The organism is Aminobacterium sp. UBA4834 (genome assembly GCF_002400205.1).
In the GTDB taxonomy this organism is placed as follows: domain Bacteria; phylum Synergistota; class Synergistia; order Synergistales; family Aminobacteriaceae; genus Aminobacterium; species Aminobacterium mobile.
The window spans coordinates 88053-103650 of record NZ_DHFC01000017.1 but is presented as its reverse complement, the minus strand read 5'-3'; the positions used below and the strand labels follow the sequence as shown (position 1 = coordinate 103650).

The window sequence follows — 15598 nt, the reverse complement described above, 5'->3', positions numbered from 1 at the left end:
CAGAGAGGTGGGAGGTTGGGGGGATGAAACTTCGTGAAGTAGTAAGGCACATTCATGGCGAAATATTGTATGGTGAAAATTTGCTCGATACAATAGAGATTGAATATGCTTATGGAGCTGACCTTATGAGCGATGTTTTAGCTTTTGCACGACCTGGATCCTTGCTTCTTACAGGGCTCACAAATGTACAGATTATTCGTACGGCACAAATGCTTGATATTCCAGCGGTAGTATTTGTACGTGGGAAACGACCGCAGGAAGGGGCGGTGAAATTAGCTGCTCAGCTGGAAATGCCTGTAATTTTATGCCATAACAGTATGTTCGAGACGTGTGGAATTCTCTATAGAGAGGGAGTCCTGCCCTGCGATATTCCTGCCAGAGAGGTGTAGGTTTTGGTACAGGAGCCGTACATAGAAGAATATACTGTGGCAGGACGGGATTTTATGGCTATAGGCGAAGCTTCTACCCAGTTCAAAGCTACGATGAAAATGTTGGGTATTGCCTCAGATATTATCCGCCGCGCCTCTATTGTTGCTTATGAAGCAGAAATGAACCTTGTCCTTCATGCAGGTGGGGGGACTATTCGATTAGCTGTGTATACAGATCGTCTTGAAATATGGGCGATCGATACGGGGCCAGGCATTATCGACATAGATCTGGCTATGCAGGAAGGATATTCCACTGCTTCAGATGAGGTGCGAGAGTTGGGCTTTGGCGCGGGGATGGGGCTTCCTAACATTAAACGGCATTCAGATAAGATGAAGATTGACTCTGTGATAGGGAAGGGAACTGTTTTAAGCGCCACTATTTTCTTTCACAAGGGCTAGAGAGAAGGGGGTATTCTCATGGCTGGCGGAGTCAGGGTTCAGGAGGTACGGTGCCGAGGTTGTGCGAATTGCATTAAAACGTGTCCCACTGAAGCGATGCGGGTATTTACCGGCTGTGTCCACATAATTTCAGATCTCTGTATCGATTGTGGTGAGTGTATTCGTAAGTGTCGAGAAAAAGCCATAATTCTCAATGAAGACGAGTGGGAACTTCTCAGATCCCAGAAAAAGCTTGTTCTTATTGCAGATCCTTGTTTCTATGTGCAAATTGGTTCATATGAGTCTCCTTCCCTTGTTAAAGAGGCTTTGGAATCTGATGGAATGGAGGATGTTCTAGAGTATGAAGCAATGGCATTTGATGTAGCGGCATATGCCATTGCCCGCTCTATAGAATCTGAAAAAGTAGAGCGCCTCCCTTTGATTTCTACCTACTGTCCTGCAGTTATACGATTGATCCAGATCAATTTCCCCGAACTTACCGGTCGTTTGGTGCCTGTAGAATCCCCTTTGGAGTCAAGTGTTGCTTTATGGCGAGATGCTACGGAACGAAAAGATGATATTACCCTCATTGCGCCTTGTCCTGCGAAAATGACTCTTGTTCGAAACCCTGTAGGACGAGAGTTGAGTACTATCGCTTATACTGTGTCGGTTCGACGGGTTGTCCACGACATTCTTGCTGGAAGCCCCAAAGTTTCTGGAGAGGTTCTTCATAAAACAAATGATCGGTGGTTGAAGTGGTCTATAACCGGTGGAGAGTCTCGCCACGTGGCATCTTTTTCCCATCGCCCCTTACGCACTGTGGCAGTATCGGGGTTACGAAACACCATGGATCTTTTAACTGAGCTTGAGCTAGGACGTCTGGGAGGGGTGGATTACGTGGAGTGCCGGGCATGTGATTTAGGGTGTATTGGAGGGGTAGGTACTCATGAGTCCCGGTTCCTTTCACGATTGCGTATAGACGACATGAAGATGGATTGGAGCATTTCTGAGGAAGAAATGGCTCGGATCATCAGTTGGTATGAAAAAGGGATTTGGCAGTTGGAACAGACAATTGAACCTAAACAGAGGCTTCCTCTTTCTAGCGACTTAGGTGAGGCGATGGCGAAGCTCAAAGATATGAATGCTATTTATGCGGAATTACCCCATATTGATTGTGGCTCATGTGGTCGTCCATCCTGTCGAGCCATGGCTGAAGATATAGTGCGAGGGAAGGGTGAAATGACGGATTGCATTTTTAAGCTTCGTGAACGAATTCTTGACTTGAGTAAAGAGATTTCTAATTTGTCAGGGAGAGTGCCTCATGCTTTTGGCTCGTAAAGGAGGGGCGATTTTGAATACTCAGACTGTAGTAGAGAAACTTAGTCTTGAAGTTGTAGCAAAAGGTAGAGAGGATGTAAATGTAGAGGGAGCTATTGCTGGCGATTTATTAAGTTTTGTCATGGCCTCGGCAAAAGAAAGATGGGTATGGATCACTGTCCAGACTCATTTGAATATAGCGGCAGTTGCTGTTTTAAAAGATATTCCCTTGATTATCATAGGCACAGGACGTCGCCCAGCAGAAGATTTAATAGAGAGGTGCCGCGAGGAACAATTGACTCTGGCATGTTCTCCCTTGCCTGTTTTTGAAATATGCGGGCAATTATATGAAATGGGATTGCGGGCATCTGTATAAGATCTCCATGCCACTTAAACCTTTTCATGTGGATCTTCATATCCACACGGTTCTCTCTCCATGTGGCGAGCTGGAAATGGGTGCTCCAGACATCGTGCTGAAGGCCCGGAGAGAGGGGATAGAGATTATAGCTGTAACAGATCATAATTCTGCTTTGAATGTACCTGCTGTGCTTAGGGCAGCACAAAGTAATCCTGTGGTTATTCCAGGTATAGAGGTCCAGACAATAGAAGATATTCATATCGTTACCCTCTTTAGAGATTATAAAACGGCGGAAATCTTTCAGAATTGGCTTTGGAAGCGTATGCCTTTTATCCACAATCGCCCCGAGATATTTGGAGATCAATTGGTTATTTCTGAGAAGAACGATATTCTTTACGAAGAGGAGATACTCTTAGTCCAAGGGGTTGGATATTCTGTAGATGAGGTAGCTCTTGAAGCGAAAAGACAGGGTGGCCTTGTTATTTTGGCTCATATTGATCGGCCTTCTTTTTCCTATCCTGCTGTTTTGGGACCAATCCCATCATCCTTTCCTGTCGATGCTCTTGAAATCTCCTGGCGATGTTTCCCTAATGAAGTAGAGGCACTTCAGGCTCAGTATCCGGGAAGGACTTTTTTACGATCCTCCGATTCTCACTGGCTGAAGAGCCTCGTAGCAGAGAATGGTTCCGTACTCCTTTTAGCAGAGGCGTCTTTTGATGAAATTGTGTTGGCCCTCGGCAAAAAAAAAGGGCGATGTGTTCTTTCCCCATGGCCTAATTAAGCAGTTTTATGGCGTCTTTTTAGTTCCTCTATTACGTCCCAAAAAGAAACATGGGCAGAAAGCAATCCTACCATGAGGTGGTAGATTAAATCTGCAGCTTCATAGATGACCTCTTCCGTATCTCCAGCGGCAATAGCCAACGCTGTTTCCACCCCTTCTTCTCCTACTTTTTGGGCGGTTCTTTTCTTCCCAGATTGAATGAGTTGAGCTGTATAGCTTTTGGAAGGGTCGTGATGTTGGCGTTCAGTTAAATAAAACCAAAGCTTCTCCAAAAAATGGGCTGTGTATTTATGAGGAGCAGAGCATATTGTATTTTCAAGTAAGGATCGGAAAAAACAAGTTCGTGCCCCTGTATGACATGCAGGACCGGCTGGTTCCACTTCCGCTAGAATCGTATCGCCATCGCAATCGAGACTAAGACCTGCCACTCTCATCGTATTGCCGCTTGTTTCTCCTTTATGCCATAGTTTTTGTCTGGAGCGGCTCCAGAAATACATTTCTCCAGTCTTTTCCGTTTCTTCCAATGCCTGGCGATTGGCATAAGCCAGCATAAGAACTTCTTTGCTGGAACTATTTTGCACTATTACGGGTATAAGCCCTTGATCGTCAAAACATACTTTTGAAAAATCCATTTTTAATCCTCTTTCAGGCGAACTGAGGCATCATGAGCCTGTAGCCATTTTTTTAATTCCGGAATACGCACAGCCCCAAAGTGAAAGATGGAGGCTGCAAGAGCACCATCACATCCGATCTGGAGTCCTTCGAGTATGTGTTCTTTTGTTCCGGCTCCACCTGAAGCTATGATGGGGACAGGAAGATTTTGTGCTGCTGAAGAGAGGAGAGGAATATCGTATCCTTTCATGGTTCCGTCACGATCCATAGACGTAAGTAGTATTTCGCAACACCCCATTTCTACTCCCTGTTTCATCCACTGGGAAGCATTAAGTCCCGTAGGGGTTTGCCCTCCATTTATGAAGACCTCCCAAAATCCTTTTTGGGTCTCTTTAACATCCGCTGCGAGTACAACCTTGCCCTCTCCTAGAAGATCAACGCAAAGACGAATAAGCTCTGGGTTTTGTACGGCAGCAGTATTGAGAGAAATTTTAGTGGCTCCAAGAGATAGGAGTTCTTGGGCAATAAGAGGTGAGTCTATTCCACCTCCTACGGTGAAAGGAATGGATAGGTTGTTGGACACATCTTTCACCCATTCTTTTTGAGTATTGCGACCCTCCTGTGTGGCGGATATATCGAGGAAAACCAATTCATCAGCTTGTTCTTTCTCATAGTGTTGGGCCATTTCAGCAGGATTTCCAGCATCTCTTAGGTTTACAAAGTTGATTCCTTTTACGACGTGTCCGTTTTTTACATCGAGACACGGAATAATGCGTTTTATTGACATAGAGCCACCTCATTTAAAATATCCTTTAGATGTATGATTCCATCATAAAGAGCTCGTCCTACTACAGCTCCTTCTAATCCCATGGCTTTGAGTTCTGCTATATCTACTAGAGAAGCGATACCCCCTGCAGCGATAAAAGAGAGGCCTGGAAATTTTTGCTTAAGCTTGATGTAGAGATTTTTGTCTGGACCCTCTGCCGTACCGTCTTTTTGAACAGCTGTTACGAGCATGGTGGTGTAGCCAATGTAATACATATAGTCCAGGAGATGGGCGGGAGAATACTGAAGAGTTGTTGTCCATCCTTTGACTGTCACTTTCCCTCTTTTAATGTCTATAGCTGGAATAATGAGGTCTCCCCAACTTTTGTAGAGCTGCTCTGCTATGTCTTTGTATTGACAAATGAGGCTTCCGACATAGAGGCGACTAGCACCGGCCTGAAAAGCTTCTTTTACGTCTTTGATAGTTCGAAGCCCGCCTCCGTATTGAACAGAAAGTCCTAGTTCCCGCATAGGCTTTATTATGTGTAAATGGGCAGGATGCCCCTCTTGGGCTCCTTCTAGATCTATAATATGAACCCACGATGCTCCAGCTTCTACAAAAGATTTGGCAGCAGTCAGAGGTGAGAGAGGATAATACACCGGTTGGCTAAAATCTCCCTGTCGAAGTCGAACAACCTTGTTTTTGTAAAGATCAATAGCGGGATAAATAATCATGAAAAACCTCTCCAATTTCTATAAAATATATTTGAGTGTCGATCATAATAGTATTCCTTTTGTGGATTGAAGACTGTCTGTAGATGTTACGGCGTCTTTCATTGCCCGCCCTATACCTTTAAAAAGAGCCTCCGTGCCATGATGACTATTATCTACAGCCAACAAACGTCCATGGATTGTCATGCGGCTTTCCCTGCAAAATGCCTTCCAAAATTCAGGAACTAACTCAAGATCAAAATCTCCACATGTGGCTGTAGGGAAAGTTCCATCCCAAAAGAATTGTCCCCGCCCACTAATGTCTACTGCTACAAGAGCAAGGGAGCCATCCATAGGCATAGCGCACCAGCCGTAACGATGTATAGTTTGTCCTTCCAGCTCTTTCAGAAAAGCCCTGCCGAGAAGAATTCCTATATCCTCCGTAAGATGGTGGGCATCTACTTCGAGGTCTCCAGTGGCTTTGATAATAGCCCCAATGTTGCTATGAAAGAGAAAAAGATGGATCATATGACGAAGAAAGCCGCAGGGTATATCTAGAGTCCACGTATCTCCTGGGATAGATATACATAGAGAAACGGATGTTTCTCTGCTTTGCCGCTCTAGTTCAGTGCTCATATGACGTTTCTCCTTTCGGTCTTGTTATGGTCTTAAGAAGAGCCATTGTTTGTTGCCACTTTAAAGAGACACTTTGCCGGCTTGCTATAAGCCGAAGAGAGACGGGTGCTATTTCCTTAAGTACTACTAGTTTATTGGCTTTAAGCGTGTCTCCTGTCTGAACAATGTCGAGAATACAGTCGCTCATGCCGAGAGTTGGCGCAAGTTCTATGGATCCGTGAAGGTGAATTATTTCTACCTGAACGCCCATTTCTGAAAAGTAAGAGTCAGCTATATGGGGATATTTTGTAGCAACTTTGAGCCACATTAGCTCTGATGGGTGTCCAGAAAAGAGAGCTCTTAATTTTTGAGGTCCGGCTATAACGATCCGACACTGTCCACGCCCTGTGTCTGCTAGTTCTACGTAATCCACAGTACATTCTCTGAGTACATCGCTTCCCGCAAGAGCAATATTAGCAACCCCGTGGCTTACATAAAGAGGAACATCTGAAGGTTTAGACAGTATGTAACGGAAATCCCCTTCTTGAACAACTAATTGACGTCCAGTTTCTCTCAATTTTGCTACTGGGAGCCCCATCTCTTCACAAAAATCTATAGCATTTCTCATGACGCGGCCTGTTGGTAAAGCTATTGTGAGCATGGTATCTCCCCCCTCTTCCATAGTGTAAGGGGCGTTTTTTTGTGTGTTTTCAGGTTCGTTACCTCTTCTGTTGCCAGATTGATCCACCATTCATAGCCTCTTTCTTTAGCTGAATCATAAGATTGCTTCTCATTATTATTCCAGCTTATTTCTCCTCTTATGCCACGTTTGAATATGGCTGAAGCACGCTTTAATGCAGACTCTGGCGGAAGAAGTGCGCTCCATATCATGGCGGAACGGGGCGTTGAGAAATGATGAGATAGAGTGGCTATTTCTTCCAGGTCAACGGCGAAGCCAATTGCTTGGCCCCCTAGCCCATATTCTGCAAGGAGCCCATCATAGCGACCGCCTCCACCTATCAGAGGACCAGATGGGCAGGCATAGATATGAAAGACTGGACCGCTATAATAATGAAGCTCTCGAATTAGACTCAGATCTAAGGTAATTCTCTCGGCATATCCAAGATCATCAAGAGTGTGAAATATTTTCCGTAGAGGAGCCAAATGTTGCGACGAACCGATGAGACTGTCTCCTCTATTTAAAATGCCTTCCCCCCCTTTCAGATGGGGAAGATGTTTCAGAATGTTATAGCTATATTCTGGAATGTCATATGTAGAGAGAGCCTTTTCATACGCTACGAGATTCCCCTCCTGAAGGTATGTTGAAAGGCGCTCTGCCACCGTAGCCTTTACGTTGGTCAGAGCGTACTGAAGAAAGGTTACATCGCCAATAACAAGAACACTCTGATCAAGTCCTATCCCGTCGAGCCATTGCAATAAGAGCCAGAGTATCTCTATGTCGGCGCCCTCTCCCTCCCACCCCAAAAGCTCGGCACCTATCTGGAAGCTTTCTATACGGTTCTCATGCCTTTCGGGCTTCTTAAAAATACGATCAGCATAACAAAGGCGTAAGGGTTGTTGTCCGGGGGCATAGTGAGAAGCGAAATAAGCGACTGCCGCTAAAGTTAAATCGGCTTTTAGGCAGCATGGTTCCCCATAGGGTGTGTTGAGAGCAATAAGTCGACGTCGAAAAGGGAGCGGGAGATGTGACCAAGCCGATTCCAGAAGTTGTAGAACTGATGGCCAGAAAGGTTCATATCCAAAAGGAGCAAAGAGATCCATAAAAACTTTTCTGCAGCGATCCATAGAAATAGCTACAGGGCCCCCTACATTGATACAGCCTCGTGGTAGACGATTCATGGACGGCTCCTCCGTAAAGCCATAGACAGACTATGGGCGGCGAGTCCCTCAATATGGGCCAGGTTCATGCCGTCTTCCGCTAAAAGTTCTGCCCCGTTCCTATCAATATGTAGTGAGGTCATGGGGCGTAAGAAGGTACCGGTCCAGAGCCCTCCTGCATAACGGGCCCTGTTGCTGGTTGGGAGAGTATGATTTGTCCCGGCAATATAGTCTCCAAAGGAAACAGGTGTCCAGTTTCCTAGAAAAGCGGCACCATAGGATGTGCATGCCCCTAAAACAGTCTCTGGAGTATCTACACAAAGCTGAAGATGTTCGGGGGCGAGTTTATTACATTCGATAATAGCTTCTTTTAAAGAGCATACAGCGATGGTTCCATTTGTTTCCCAAGCCTGTTTTGCAATATTTGCCGTAGAAAGGGTTTCTAATAATTTATTCAATTCTTTAAGTGTTTGTATTGCTATGTCTTCATCGGTACAGAGAAGAGTGCTAGTGGCCATAGGATCGTGTTCAGATTGAGCGGCAATATCGGCAGCTAGCCAGAGAGGGTGCGCTGTATTATCAGCAATAATAAGGACCTCACTTGGGCCAGCCAGTCCATCTATTCCTACAATGCCAGATAGAATTCGCTTAGCTTCAGTAACATAGGCATTCCCAGGGCCAACGATCATGTCGACTTTTTTGATAGGGCCTGCTCCTGTAGCCATAGCAGCAACACCATGAGCTCCACCAAGAGCCCATACTTCTTCTATGCCCAGCAAGGCAGCAGTAGCCGCAATTACTGGAGCCAGTTTTCCCTCTTTTGTAGGTGGGGAAAACAAGACCACTTCCTGAACCCCTGCTTCCTGAGCGGGAACAATACCCATAATAGCAGTGCTCGGGAGAGGGTATCGTCCAGCTGGGGCATATATGGCAACCCGTCGGACTGGCAAAAAACGTAAGCGTGCCGTGACCCCTTTTTCGATTGGGCACAATATGGGTTGGAACATTTCTTTTTGTCGTTTATGAAAAATCCGCACATTTGTGATAGCTCGTTCCAGGGCGCTGCGAATAGAGGAGGAAAGAGAGGATAGGGCCTGGTTCGTTTCTTCTTTGGAGACGTAAAAAGACCCTTTATGATTATCGAAATCGCGGGCATATTCTTTCACAGCAGGCCAACCTTCCTCTTGCACCCGCATAACAATATTTTGTGTAACGTGCTGAAAGGTGTTGTTCCCATCGCAAGAAACTACTTGAGGTTGTTTTATATAGCGCATGTATGCCATCCTTTATCATGGTAAAATGATAATGTGATAATTAATTTGAATGGCATGTTATCATGATCTTCTATATCTGTAAAGTATCGACATGTAAAAAAAATAAGGATACAATTTAGTCACTTCTATGAGAGGGACGATGAAATGGCGAAAAAAGATGGTGGAGCACGATATGTATGTTCCAATTGCGGGAATGTAAGTCTTACATGGGTAGGACGGTGTTCTGCTTGTGGCATGTGGGGAACGTACGTTAAAGAGGAGATGGAGGGGCTAGGGAAGGGGAGTTCTCGTACGTCACCTGCAGCGGCAATGAATATTATTGACGTGCAACCGCCAGCCCGTATTCCTTCAGGAATTTTAGAGCTTGATCGTGTTCTAGGAGGAGGATGGGTGCCAGGAGGAGTGGCGCTTCTTGGCGGACAGCCGGGAATAGGTAAATCTACTTTGCTTTTGCAGGTGTGCGGAGCTATGGCTGACCAGGGGAAACGCGTGCTTTATATCTCAGGGGAGGAATCTGCTTCTCAAGTGGCTCTTAGAGCCAAACGTCTCCATGCTGTGAATAAAAATGTGGATCTTTTTTGTGATAGTGATGTGGAAACGGCTCTTTCCCACATAGAAGGCCATCAATTAATAGTACTTGATAGCGTACAGGCCATGAAAGATCCAGAAGAGTCTGGCTGGCCGGGCACACCCTCTCAGGTCCGAGCTGTGGCGCAACGGTGCATGGATCGCGCTAAAGGAGTACATGTTCCTTTTGTGATGGTAGGGCATATTACGAAAGAAGGGCGTATTGCCGGTCCTATGTTATTGGAGCATATGGTAGATGTAGTTCTCCTTTTTTTTGGCGACGATGTGTCGGCGTATCGTATGCTTCGAGGAACAAAGAATAGATACGGGAATACCGATGAGCTTGGAATTTTTGAAATGACGGAGCAAGGCCTCGTGACTGTAGATGATCCCAGCGGGCTGTATTGGAATAAGGCAGATGTTTCTGTGCCTGGAGTAGCGATGACGGTGGTTATGGAAGGATCAGTTCCTTTTGTGGCGGAAATTCAGGGATTGGCGAACGCTACGAGTTTCCCATACCCCAGACGAACGGCAAGGGGCATAGATATTAATAAGGTTCATCTTCTTGTAGCTGTGCTCGAAAGACGAGGTGGAATTCCCAGCAGTTCTTTTGATATATATATGAATGTAACTGGTGGTTTGGTTATAAAGGATCCTGGAGCTGATCTCGCTGTAGCAGTAGCATTGGCATCCTCTGTCTGTGACAGATCATTACCCGCAGATTGTTGTTTCCTCGGAGAGGTTGGATTGGCAGGTGAAATCCGTCCTGTAGGTCGCATTGGGACAAGGTTGCGAGAGGCTGCGCGACTTGGGTTTAAAAGAGCGATAGTAAGCGCACAGCAGAAGGGAGAATACCCTCACGAAATGGATATTCGTGCGGTAAGAACTTTGCGAGATGTTCTGAAGGAGGTTATGCCGTGAGACTCTGGAAGCAGTGGCAGTTGGCAAAGGGAGTTGGAACGTGGCTGCTGGCCTTGTTTTTGTTCGTTTTTATGACCACTGTTTTAAATGCTTCAACTGTCTCTGGCCGTATTGTTGTTATAGCTCCACTGGAAGGAACAGTAGGAATTTCCATGGAATCATATATGGGTCGTATTATGGAAGAATCATTGCAAAGTCAGGCCGAAGCGGTTGTTTTTACTCTTGATACGCCAGGTGGACTTGTCTCATCAATGAGAGCTATGACAGCTTCTCTTCTTGATGCTCCTCTTCCTGTAGTGATATGGGTTTCTCCTAAAGGGGCACGAGCTGCTTCGGCAGGGGCGTTCCTTTTAGAAGCTGCCCATATAGCAGCTATGGCGCCAGGGACTAATGTGGGGGCGGCTCATCCAGTAGTGGCTTCTGACAAGGATGTTCCCGATGAAGAGATGAAGCGAAAAGTGACAAATGATTTAGCCGCTCATATGAGATCTTTAGCTCAAATGCGGAAACGAAATTCCTCTATTGCTGAGAAAATGGTGACGGAAAGTCTCTCCTTTACGGCTCAAGAGGCTTTGAAGAGCAATATAATAGATGTCATTGCGAGTGACGAGGAAGAGTTATTACGCTTTATTGATGGACGTGCTGTGGTTGTTCAGGGGAGAGAGCGTTTGCTATCGGTCTCAGGAGCTACTATAGTAAAAATAGACATGACTCCCCGGGAAAAAATGCTTCAGTTCCTTTCTGACCCTAATGTGGCGTATATCCTTTTAACGGCAGGTATTTTTGCTATTGTTATGGAAGTTTTGACTCCGGGAGGATTTGTGTTGGGAACATCTGGAGCTGTAATGGCTCTTATGGGGGCTTATGGCCTTCGAATGCTTCCCTTTAATTGGGCAGGGCTTATTCTGCTACTAGCGGGAGTTATAGTGATTATTCTTGACCTTCTCGTAGGTGGGATCGGTATTTTGAGTTTGTTCGGAATGGCAGCTCTCGTGACGGGAGGGCTAATTCTTTTCCGTGCTCCAGGGGGTGAGCTATTGAATGTATCGCGAAGCGTTATTGTGGGAATGACAGTAGCCATCTCTTTTTTATTCTGTGTTGCCGTAGTATATATTTGGAAATCTATGAGGAGACAGCCCTATTCTGGTCAGGAAGGACTTGTTGGGTATAGGGCGGAAGTTCTTGAAGCATTGGAACCGGATGGATTGGTTAAGTGCCATGGGGAGCTTTGGAAGGCGCGAAGCGAATCTGGGGAAAGACTTTTGCCAGGTACGCCAGTTCGGGTTGTTGAAGTAGAGGGCTTGGTTCTTGTCGTGGCTGTAGAACGGGAAGAATCTGTTCTGAACGAAAGAGAGGGGAGTTAAATATGATGGATGGTCTTTTATATTTCCTTTTTAATCTAGGCAGCTCTTTTGGGTTTATCATTATTCTTCTTTTTTTCTTGGCATCGGCAATTAAGATAGTCCCAGAATTTCAGCGAGTTGTCGTCTTTCGTCTTGGTAGACTAGCGGGGGCAAAAGGGCCAGGTTTGGTTATAGTGATACCATTTGTCGATAAGATTATAAGAGTAGACCTTCGAGTGGTCACTCTTGATGTTCCAGTACAGGAAGTTATTACTCGAGATAATGTTCCTATCAAGGTGAATGCAGTTGTCTACTTCAGGGTTATGGATCCAACTAACTCTGTTATTGAAGTGGAAAATTACATGCTGGCTACGAGCCTTTTGTCTCAGACCACTCTTCGCTCGGTAATTGGCGCTGCGGAACTAGATGAGGTTCTTTCGTCCAGAGAGAAGATCAATAGCGCTCTCCAGAAAATTATTGATGAGAGGACAGATCCGTGGGGAATCAAAGTAAGCGCTGTGGAAGTGAAAGAACTTGAATTGCCTGAGACCATGAAACGAGCGATGGCGAAACAAGCAGAAGCAGAGCGAGAGCGGCGGTCAAAGATTATTAATGCAGAGGGAGAATTGCAGGCAGCTACAACTTTGAGCGAAGCTGCTCGCCAGATGGAGGTCTCTCCCATAACATTACAACTCCGTTATTTGCAAACATTGAAAGAAATTGCCAGCGAGAAGAATTCTACGACGTTTTTTCCGCTCCCTATGGATTTGATAAAACCGTTTCTTAGACGTGCAAAAGAGGAAGATCCGTCGTAAGAATTTTTGCACATTTTAAGTCTGAGGGATATAATCCCTAAATACGATTTCATGTATTGAGTGCAAGGAGGCAGATGCATGGCTTACGATTTCCATTCTATTGAGCAAAAATGGCAAAAAATATGGGAGGAAGAAGGAACGTTTAACGTAGAAAACGATCCTTCCAAAAAGAAGTTTTATTGTCTTGAGATGTTCCCTTACCCTAGCGGTGCTCTTCATATGGGGCACCTCCGCAATTATTCCATTGGTGATATGATGGCTCGATTCCTATGGAAGAAAGGGTACAATGTTTTACATCCTATGGGGTTTGATGCCTTCGGCCTCCCTGCAGAAAACGCAGCCCTAAAATATGGCCTTCCACCGTATACGTGGACGAAGAACAATATTGAACACATGATCGATCAGTTGAAACGGATGGGCTGTAGCTACGACTGGCGACGATGTGTAGAGACATGTGAACCTGATTATTATCGCTGGACGCAATGGATTTTCCTTCAGTTTTTTAAGAAGGGGTTGGCGTACCGGAAGAAGGCGCCGGTAAATTGGTGTAACAAATGTAATACAGTGTTGGCGAATGAGCAGGTAGATAGCGAAGGACACTGTTGGCGTTGTAATACGAAAGTCGTGAAGAAAAATCTTGAGCAGTGGTTTTTCCGCATTACAGATTATGCGCAGGAACTTCTTGACGATCTGGACCATCTTCCTGGCTGGCCGGAACGAGTGCGTCTAATGCAGAAAAATTGGATTGGGCGTTCAGAGGGAGCTCGTCTTACTTTCCATGCGAAAGGACTTGACCAGCAAATCGAGACCTTTACTACTCGATTTGACACGATTTTTGGCGTTACGTTCCTGGCGTTGGCTCCTGAACATCCTCTTGTAGAAACTATTATAGAGAAAGCGTCTAATGGATCTGAGATTAGGGCTTTTGTAGACGAGTGTATTAGCCAGAGCGAAATAGACCGAACGGCTGTAGGTGGAGAGAAGAAGGGAATTTTTACAGGTTTCTATGCCACTAATCCGGTAACTGGCAAAGAAGCTCCCTTGTGGATTGCGAACTATATTTTGATGGATTACGGTACGGGAGCAATTATGGGAGTTCCGGCCCATGATCAGCGAGACTTCGAGTTCGCCAGAAAGTATAATATTCCAGTGACAGTCGTTATTCAGCCCTCTGATGGAGAGAAGCTAGACGGGGAAACAATGAAAGAGGCTTTCGAAGAGGACGGATTATCTTTTAACTCTGGCGAGTTTAGTGGCTTGCCTACTCAAGAAGCTATTGTTCGTATGCTCGACTGGGGCGAGGAGAAGAAGTTCTGCAAACGCGAGGTGAACTTCCGTATTCGAGATTGGCTTATCTCCCGTCAACGTTATTGGGGTGCTCCTATTCCTGTGGTGTATTGCGATCATTGTGGAGTTGTTCCTGTGCCGGAAAAAGACCTTCCAGTCTTGCTGCCTACAGATCTGACGGTTAAAGAAGGCGGTCAGTCTCCTTTGGTAGAAGCCGACGAGTGGCGTAATACGGTTTGCCCTATATGCGGAGGCCCTGCTCGTCGTGAGGTAGATACCATGGATACTTTTATATGTTCTTCATGGTATCAGCTTCGTTATACTGACCCATGGAATGATAAGAAACCCTTTTCTCGGGAAGCCGCTGATTATTGGTTGCCAGTGGATCAATATATTGGTGGTATAGAGCATGCCTGTATGCACCTCATCTATTCTCGATTCTTTATGAAGGTTTTTGCCGATCTTGGTTTGTGCACGGCACGGGAACCTTTTACCAACCTTCTTACTCAAGGGATGGTCATTAAAGATGGGGCAAAAATGTCGAAATCCATAGGGAATGTTGTAGATCCTGATGAAATTATTAAAAAATACGGTTCTGATACGGCTCGGCTCTTTATTCTCTTTGCGGCTCCTCCTGGAAATGATCTGGAGTGGTCTGAGCAAGGTGTAGAAGGAAACCACCGATTCCTCAACAGAGTTTGGCGTTATGTAGAAGAAAACCTCGAAGGGTTAAAAAATGCTTCTAAAGAGCCAGTGGCTATGGAGAGTTTAACCCAGCAGGATCGTCGCGATTTCAAAAGGAAAATTCATACGACTATTGCTGGTGTAACGCGAGACATAGAAGAGGAACGACAGTTTAATACAGCTGTTGCTCGGCTCATGGAACTTTTAAATACTACTTCGTCATGTAAACCAGAAGACGCTAAAGATTGGGCTCTTATCAGAGAAGGAGTAGAGGCATTGCTGGCTTGCCTTAACCCTTTCTGCCCTCATATTAGTGAAGAACTCTGGCAGCTTGTCGGCAATGATGTGCAGCTGTCCATGCTCCCCTGGCCCCAAGCTGATCCTTCTGCCCTTGTTCTGGATTCAGTCACCATAGTAGTCCAGATAAATGGCAAAGTTCGCCATAGATTAGATTTGCCTGCGGGCCTTTCAAAAGAAGAATTGCAAAACAAGGTTATGGGCGAAGAGGCGGTACGAAGTCGAATAGAGGGAAAGGGCGTAGTGAAGATTATTGTTGTTCCAGATAAGCTTGTTAATGTGGTGGTGAAGGGCTAGTGCCCCATATAGTGATAATTAGCGCCTCTGAGGCTTCTCAGAGGCGCCTTCTTTCCGAAACAATAGAAAGGTATCAAAAAAAAGGATTCATGCTTTCTGGCAGAAAAGAAGGAGGCTTTTGGCAAGATGTCCTAGCCGTAGGACAAAATCAAAGCCTTTTTGTTGATCGACAACTGCTGGTCGTAGAGTCTGCTGAGGATCTGGGTCCCCTCCCTAAAGAAATGGTCCCTTTCTTTCAAGGAGATGAGTCATCGACAGTTCTTCTTGTTTACGAAGGGAGCCCTTCTAAACAAGAAGAACTGTCGATGA

Annotated in this window: 17 protein-coding genes; 10 read left to right on the top strand and 7 right to left on the bottom strand. The window is 45.5% G+C overall.

Translation table 11 applies throughout. The features are described from left to right. Positions 1 to 23 precede the first annotated feature (23 nt). Genes B3L97_RS06175 through B3L97_RS06155 form a run of 5 tightly spaced genes read left to right on the top strand, consistent with a single transcriptional unit; the run spans position 24 to position 3262 of the window. Positions 24 to 389, top strand: coding sequence for a DRTGG domain-containing protein (locus B3L97_RS06175; RefSeq protein ID WP_024822507.1), 366 nt, complete (start codon positions 24 to 26; stop codon positions 387 to 389). 54 nt (positions 390 to 443) lie between these two features. Beyond that, positions 444 to 827, top strand: coding sequence for an ATP-binding protein (locus tag B3L97_RS06170; protein ID WP_286846390.1), 384 nt, complete (start codon positions 444 to 446; stop codon positions 825 to 827). Between the two features lie 18 nt (positions 828 to 845). Further along, the gene (locus tag B3L97_RS06165; protein WP_286934592.1) at positions 846 to 2144 is read left to right on the top strand and encodes a [Fe-Fe] hydrogenase large subunit C-terminal domain-containing protein; all 1299 of its coding nucleotides are present in this window, start codon (positions 846 to 848) and stop codon (positions 2142 to 2144) included. Positions 2145 to 2157: 13 nt separating this feature from the next. Then, on the top strand, positions 2158 to 2499 hold the full coding sequence (locus B3L97_RS06160; protein ID WP_286934591.1) for a serine kinase: 342 nt from the start codon (positions 2158 to 2160) through the stop codon (positions 2497 to 2499). Continuing rightward, positions 2471 to 3262, top strand: a complete 792-nt coding sequence (locus tag B3L97_RS06155) for a PHP domain-containing protein (RefSeq protein ID WP_286934590.1) — start codon at positions 2471 to 2473, stop codon at positions 3260 to 3262. The genes B3L97_RS06160 and B3L97_RS06155 overlap by 29 nt, the downstream gene beginning before the upstream one ends. On the opposite strand, the gene hisIE is transcribed toward B3L97_RS06155, so the two are convergent. The 7 genes from hisIE to hisD are packed head-to-tail and all read right to left on the bottom strand — an operon-like array spanning position 3259 to position 9078. Further along, positions 3259 to 3894, bottom strand: a complete 636-nt coding sequence (gene hisIE / locus B3L97_RS06150; protein ID WP_024822502.1) for a bifunctional phosphoribosyl-AMP cyclohydrolase/phosphoribosyl-ATP diphosphatase HisIE — start codon at positions 3892 to 3894, stop codon at positions 3259 to 3261. The two genes, B3L97_RS06155 and hisIE, sit on opposite strands and share 4 nt — an antisense overlap. A 2-nt stretch (positions 3895 to 3896) precedes the next feature. Then, positions 3897 to 4661, bottom strand: a complete 765-nt coding sequence (gene hisF, locus B3L97_RS06145; protein WP_286934589.1) for an imidazole glycerol phosphate synthase subunit HisF — start codon at positions 4659 to 4661, stop codon at positions 3897 to 3899. Next, positions 4652 to 5374, bottom strand: a complete 723-nt coding sequence (locus B3L97_RS06140; protein ID WP_286934588.1) for a 1-(5-phosphoribosyl)-5-[(5-phosphoribosylamino)methylideneamino] imidazole-4-carboxamide isomerase — start codon at positions 5372 to 5374, stop codon at positions 4652 to 4654. Before B3L97_RS06140 ends, hisF begins: the two co-directional genes overlap by 10 nt. 42 nt (positions 5375 to 5416) lie before the next feature. Further along, positions 5417 to 5986, bottom strand: a complete 570-nt coding sequence (locus B3L97_RS06135) for an imidazoleglycerol-phosphate dehydratase (protein WP_286846352.1) — start codon at positions 5984 to 5986, stop codon at positions 5417 to 5419. Continuing rightward, complete coding sequence (hisG, locus tag B3L97_RS06130) at positions 5976 to 6626, bottom strand: ATP phosphoribosyltransferase (protein WP_286846351.1); 651 nt, start codon at positions 6624 to 6626, stop codon at positions 5976 to 5978. Before hisG ends, B3L97_RS06135 begins: the two co-directional genes overlap by 11 nt. Further along, complete coding sequence (locus B3L97_RS06125) at positions 6614 to 7825, bottom strand: ATP phosphoribosyltransferase regulatory subunit (protein ID WP_286934587.1); 1212 nt, start codon at positions 7823 to 7825, stop codon at positions 6614 to 6616. The genes hisG and B3L97_RS06125 overlap by 13 nt, the downstream gene beginning before the upstream one ends. Further along, complete coding sequence (gene hisD / locus B3L97_RS06120) at positions 7822 to 9078, bottom strand: histidinol dehydrogenase (protein WP_286934586.1); 1257 nt, start codon at positions 9076 to 9078, stop codon at positions 7822 to 7824. The genes B3L97_RS06125 and hisD overlap by 4 nt, the downstream gene beginning before the upstream one ends. A gap of 144 nt (positions 9079 to 9222) precedes the next feature. Here hisD and radA point away from each other — a divergent pair, with 144 nt between their 5' ends. From radA to B3L97_RS06095, 5 genes are all read left to right on the top strand, one after another. Next, positions 9223 to 10566, top strand: coding sequence for a DNA repair protein RadA (radA, locus tag B3L97_RS06115; RefSeq protein ID WP_286934585.1), 1344 nt, complete (start codon positions 9223 to 9225; stop codon positions 10564 to 10566). Further along, positions 10563 to 11930: an NfeD family protein gene (locus B3L97_RS06110; RefSeq protein WP_286934584.1), complete on the top strand. Its 1368-nt coding sequence runs from the start codon at positions 10563 to 10565 to the stop codon at positions 11928 to 11930. Before radA ends, B3L97_RS06110 begins: the two co-directional genes overlap by 4 nt. 2 nt (positions 11931 to 11932) lie before the next feature. Beyond that, positions 11933 to 12724 (top strand): slipin family protein, encoded by a 792-nt coding sequence (locus B3L97_RS06105; protein ID WP_286934583.1) that lies wholly within the window; start codon positions 11933 to 11935, stop codon positions 12722 to 12724. 78 nt (positions 12725 to 12802) lie between these two features. After that, entirely contained in the window at positions 12803 to 15289 is a 2487-nt protein-coding gene (leuS, locus tag B3L97_RS06100; protein WP_286934582.1) for a leucine--tRNA ligase, read from the top strand. Continuing rightward, positions 15289 to 15598: hypothetical protein (locus B3L97_RS06095; RefSeq protein WP_286934581.1), on the top strand; the 310-nt coding region annotated here is incomplete at its 3' end. The genes leuS and B3L97_RS06095, both read left to right, overlap by 1 nt.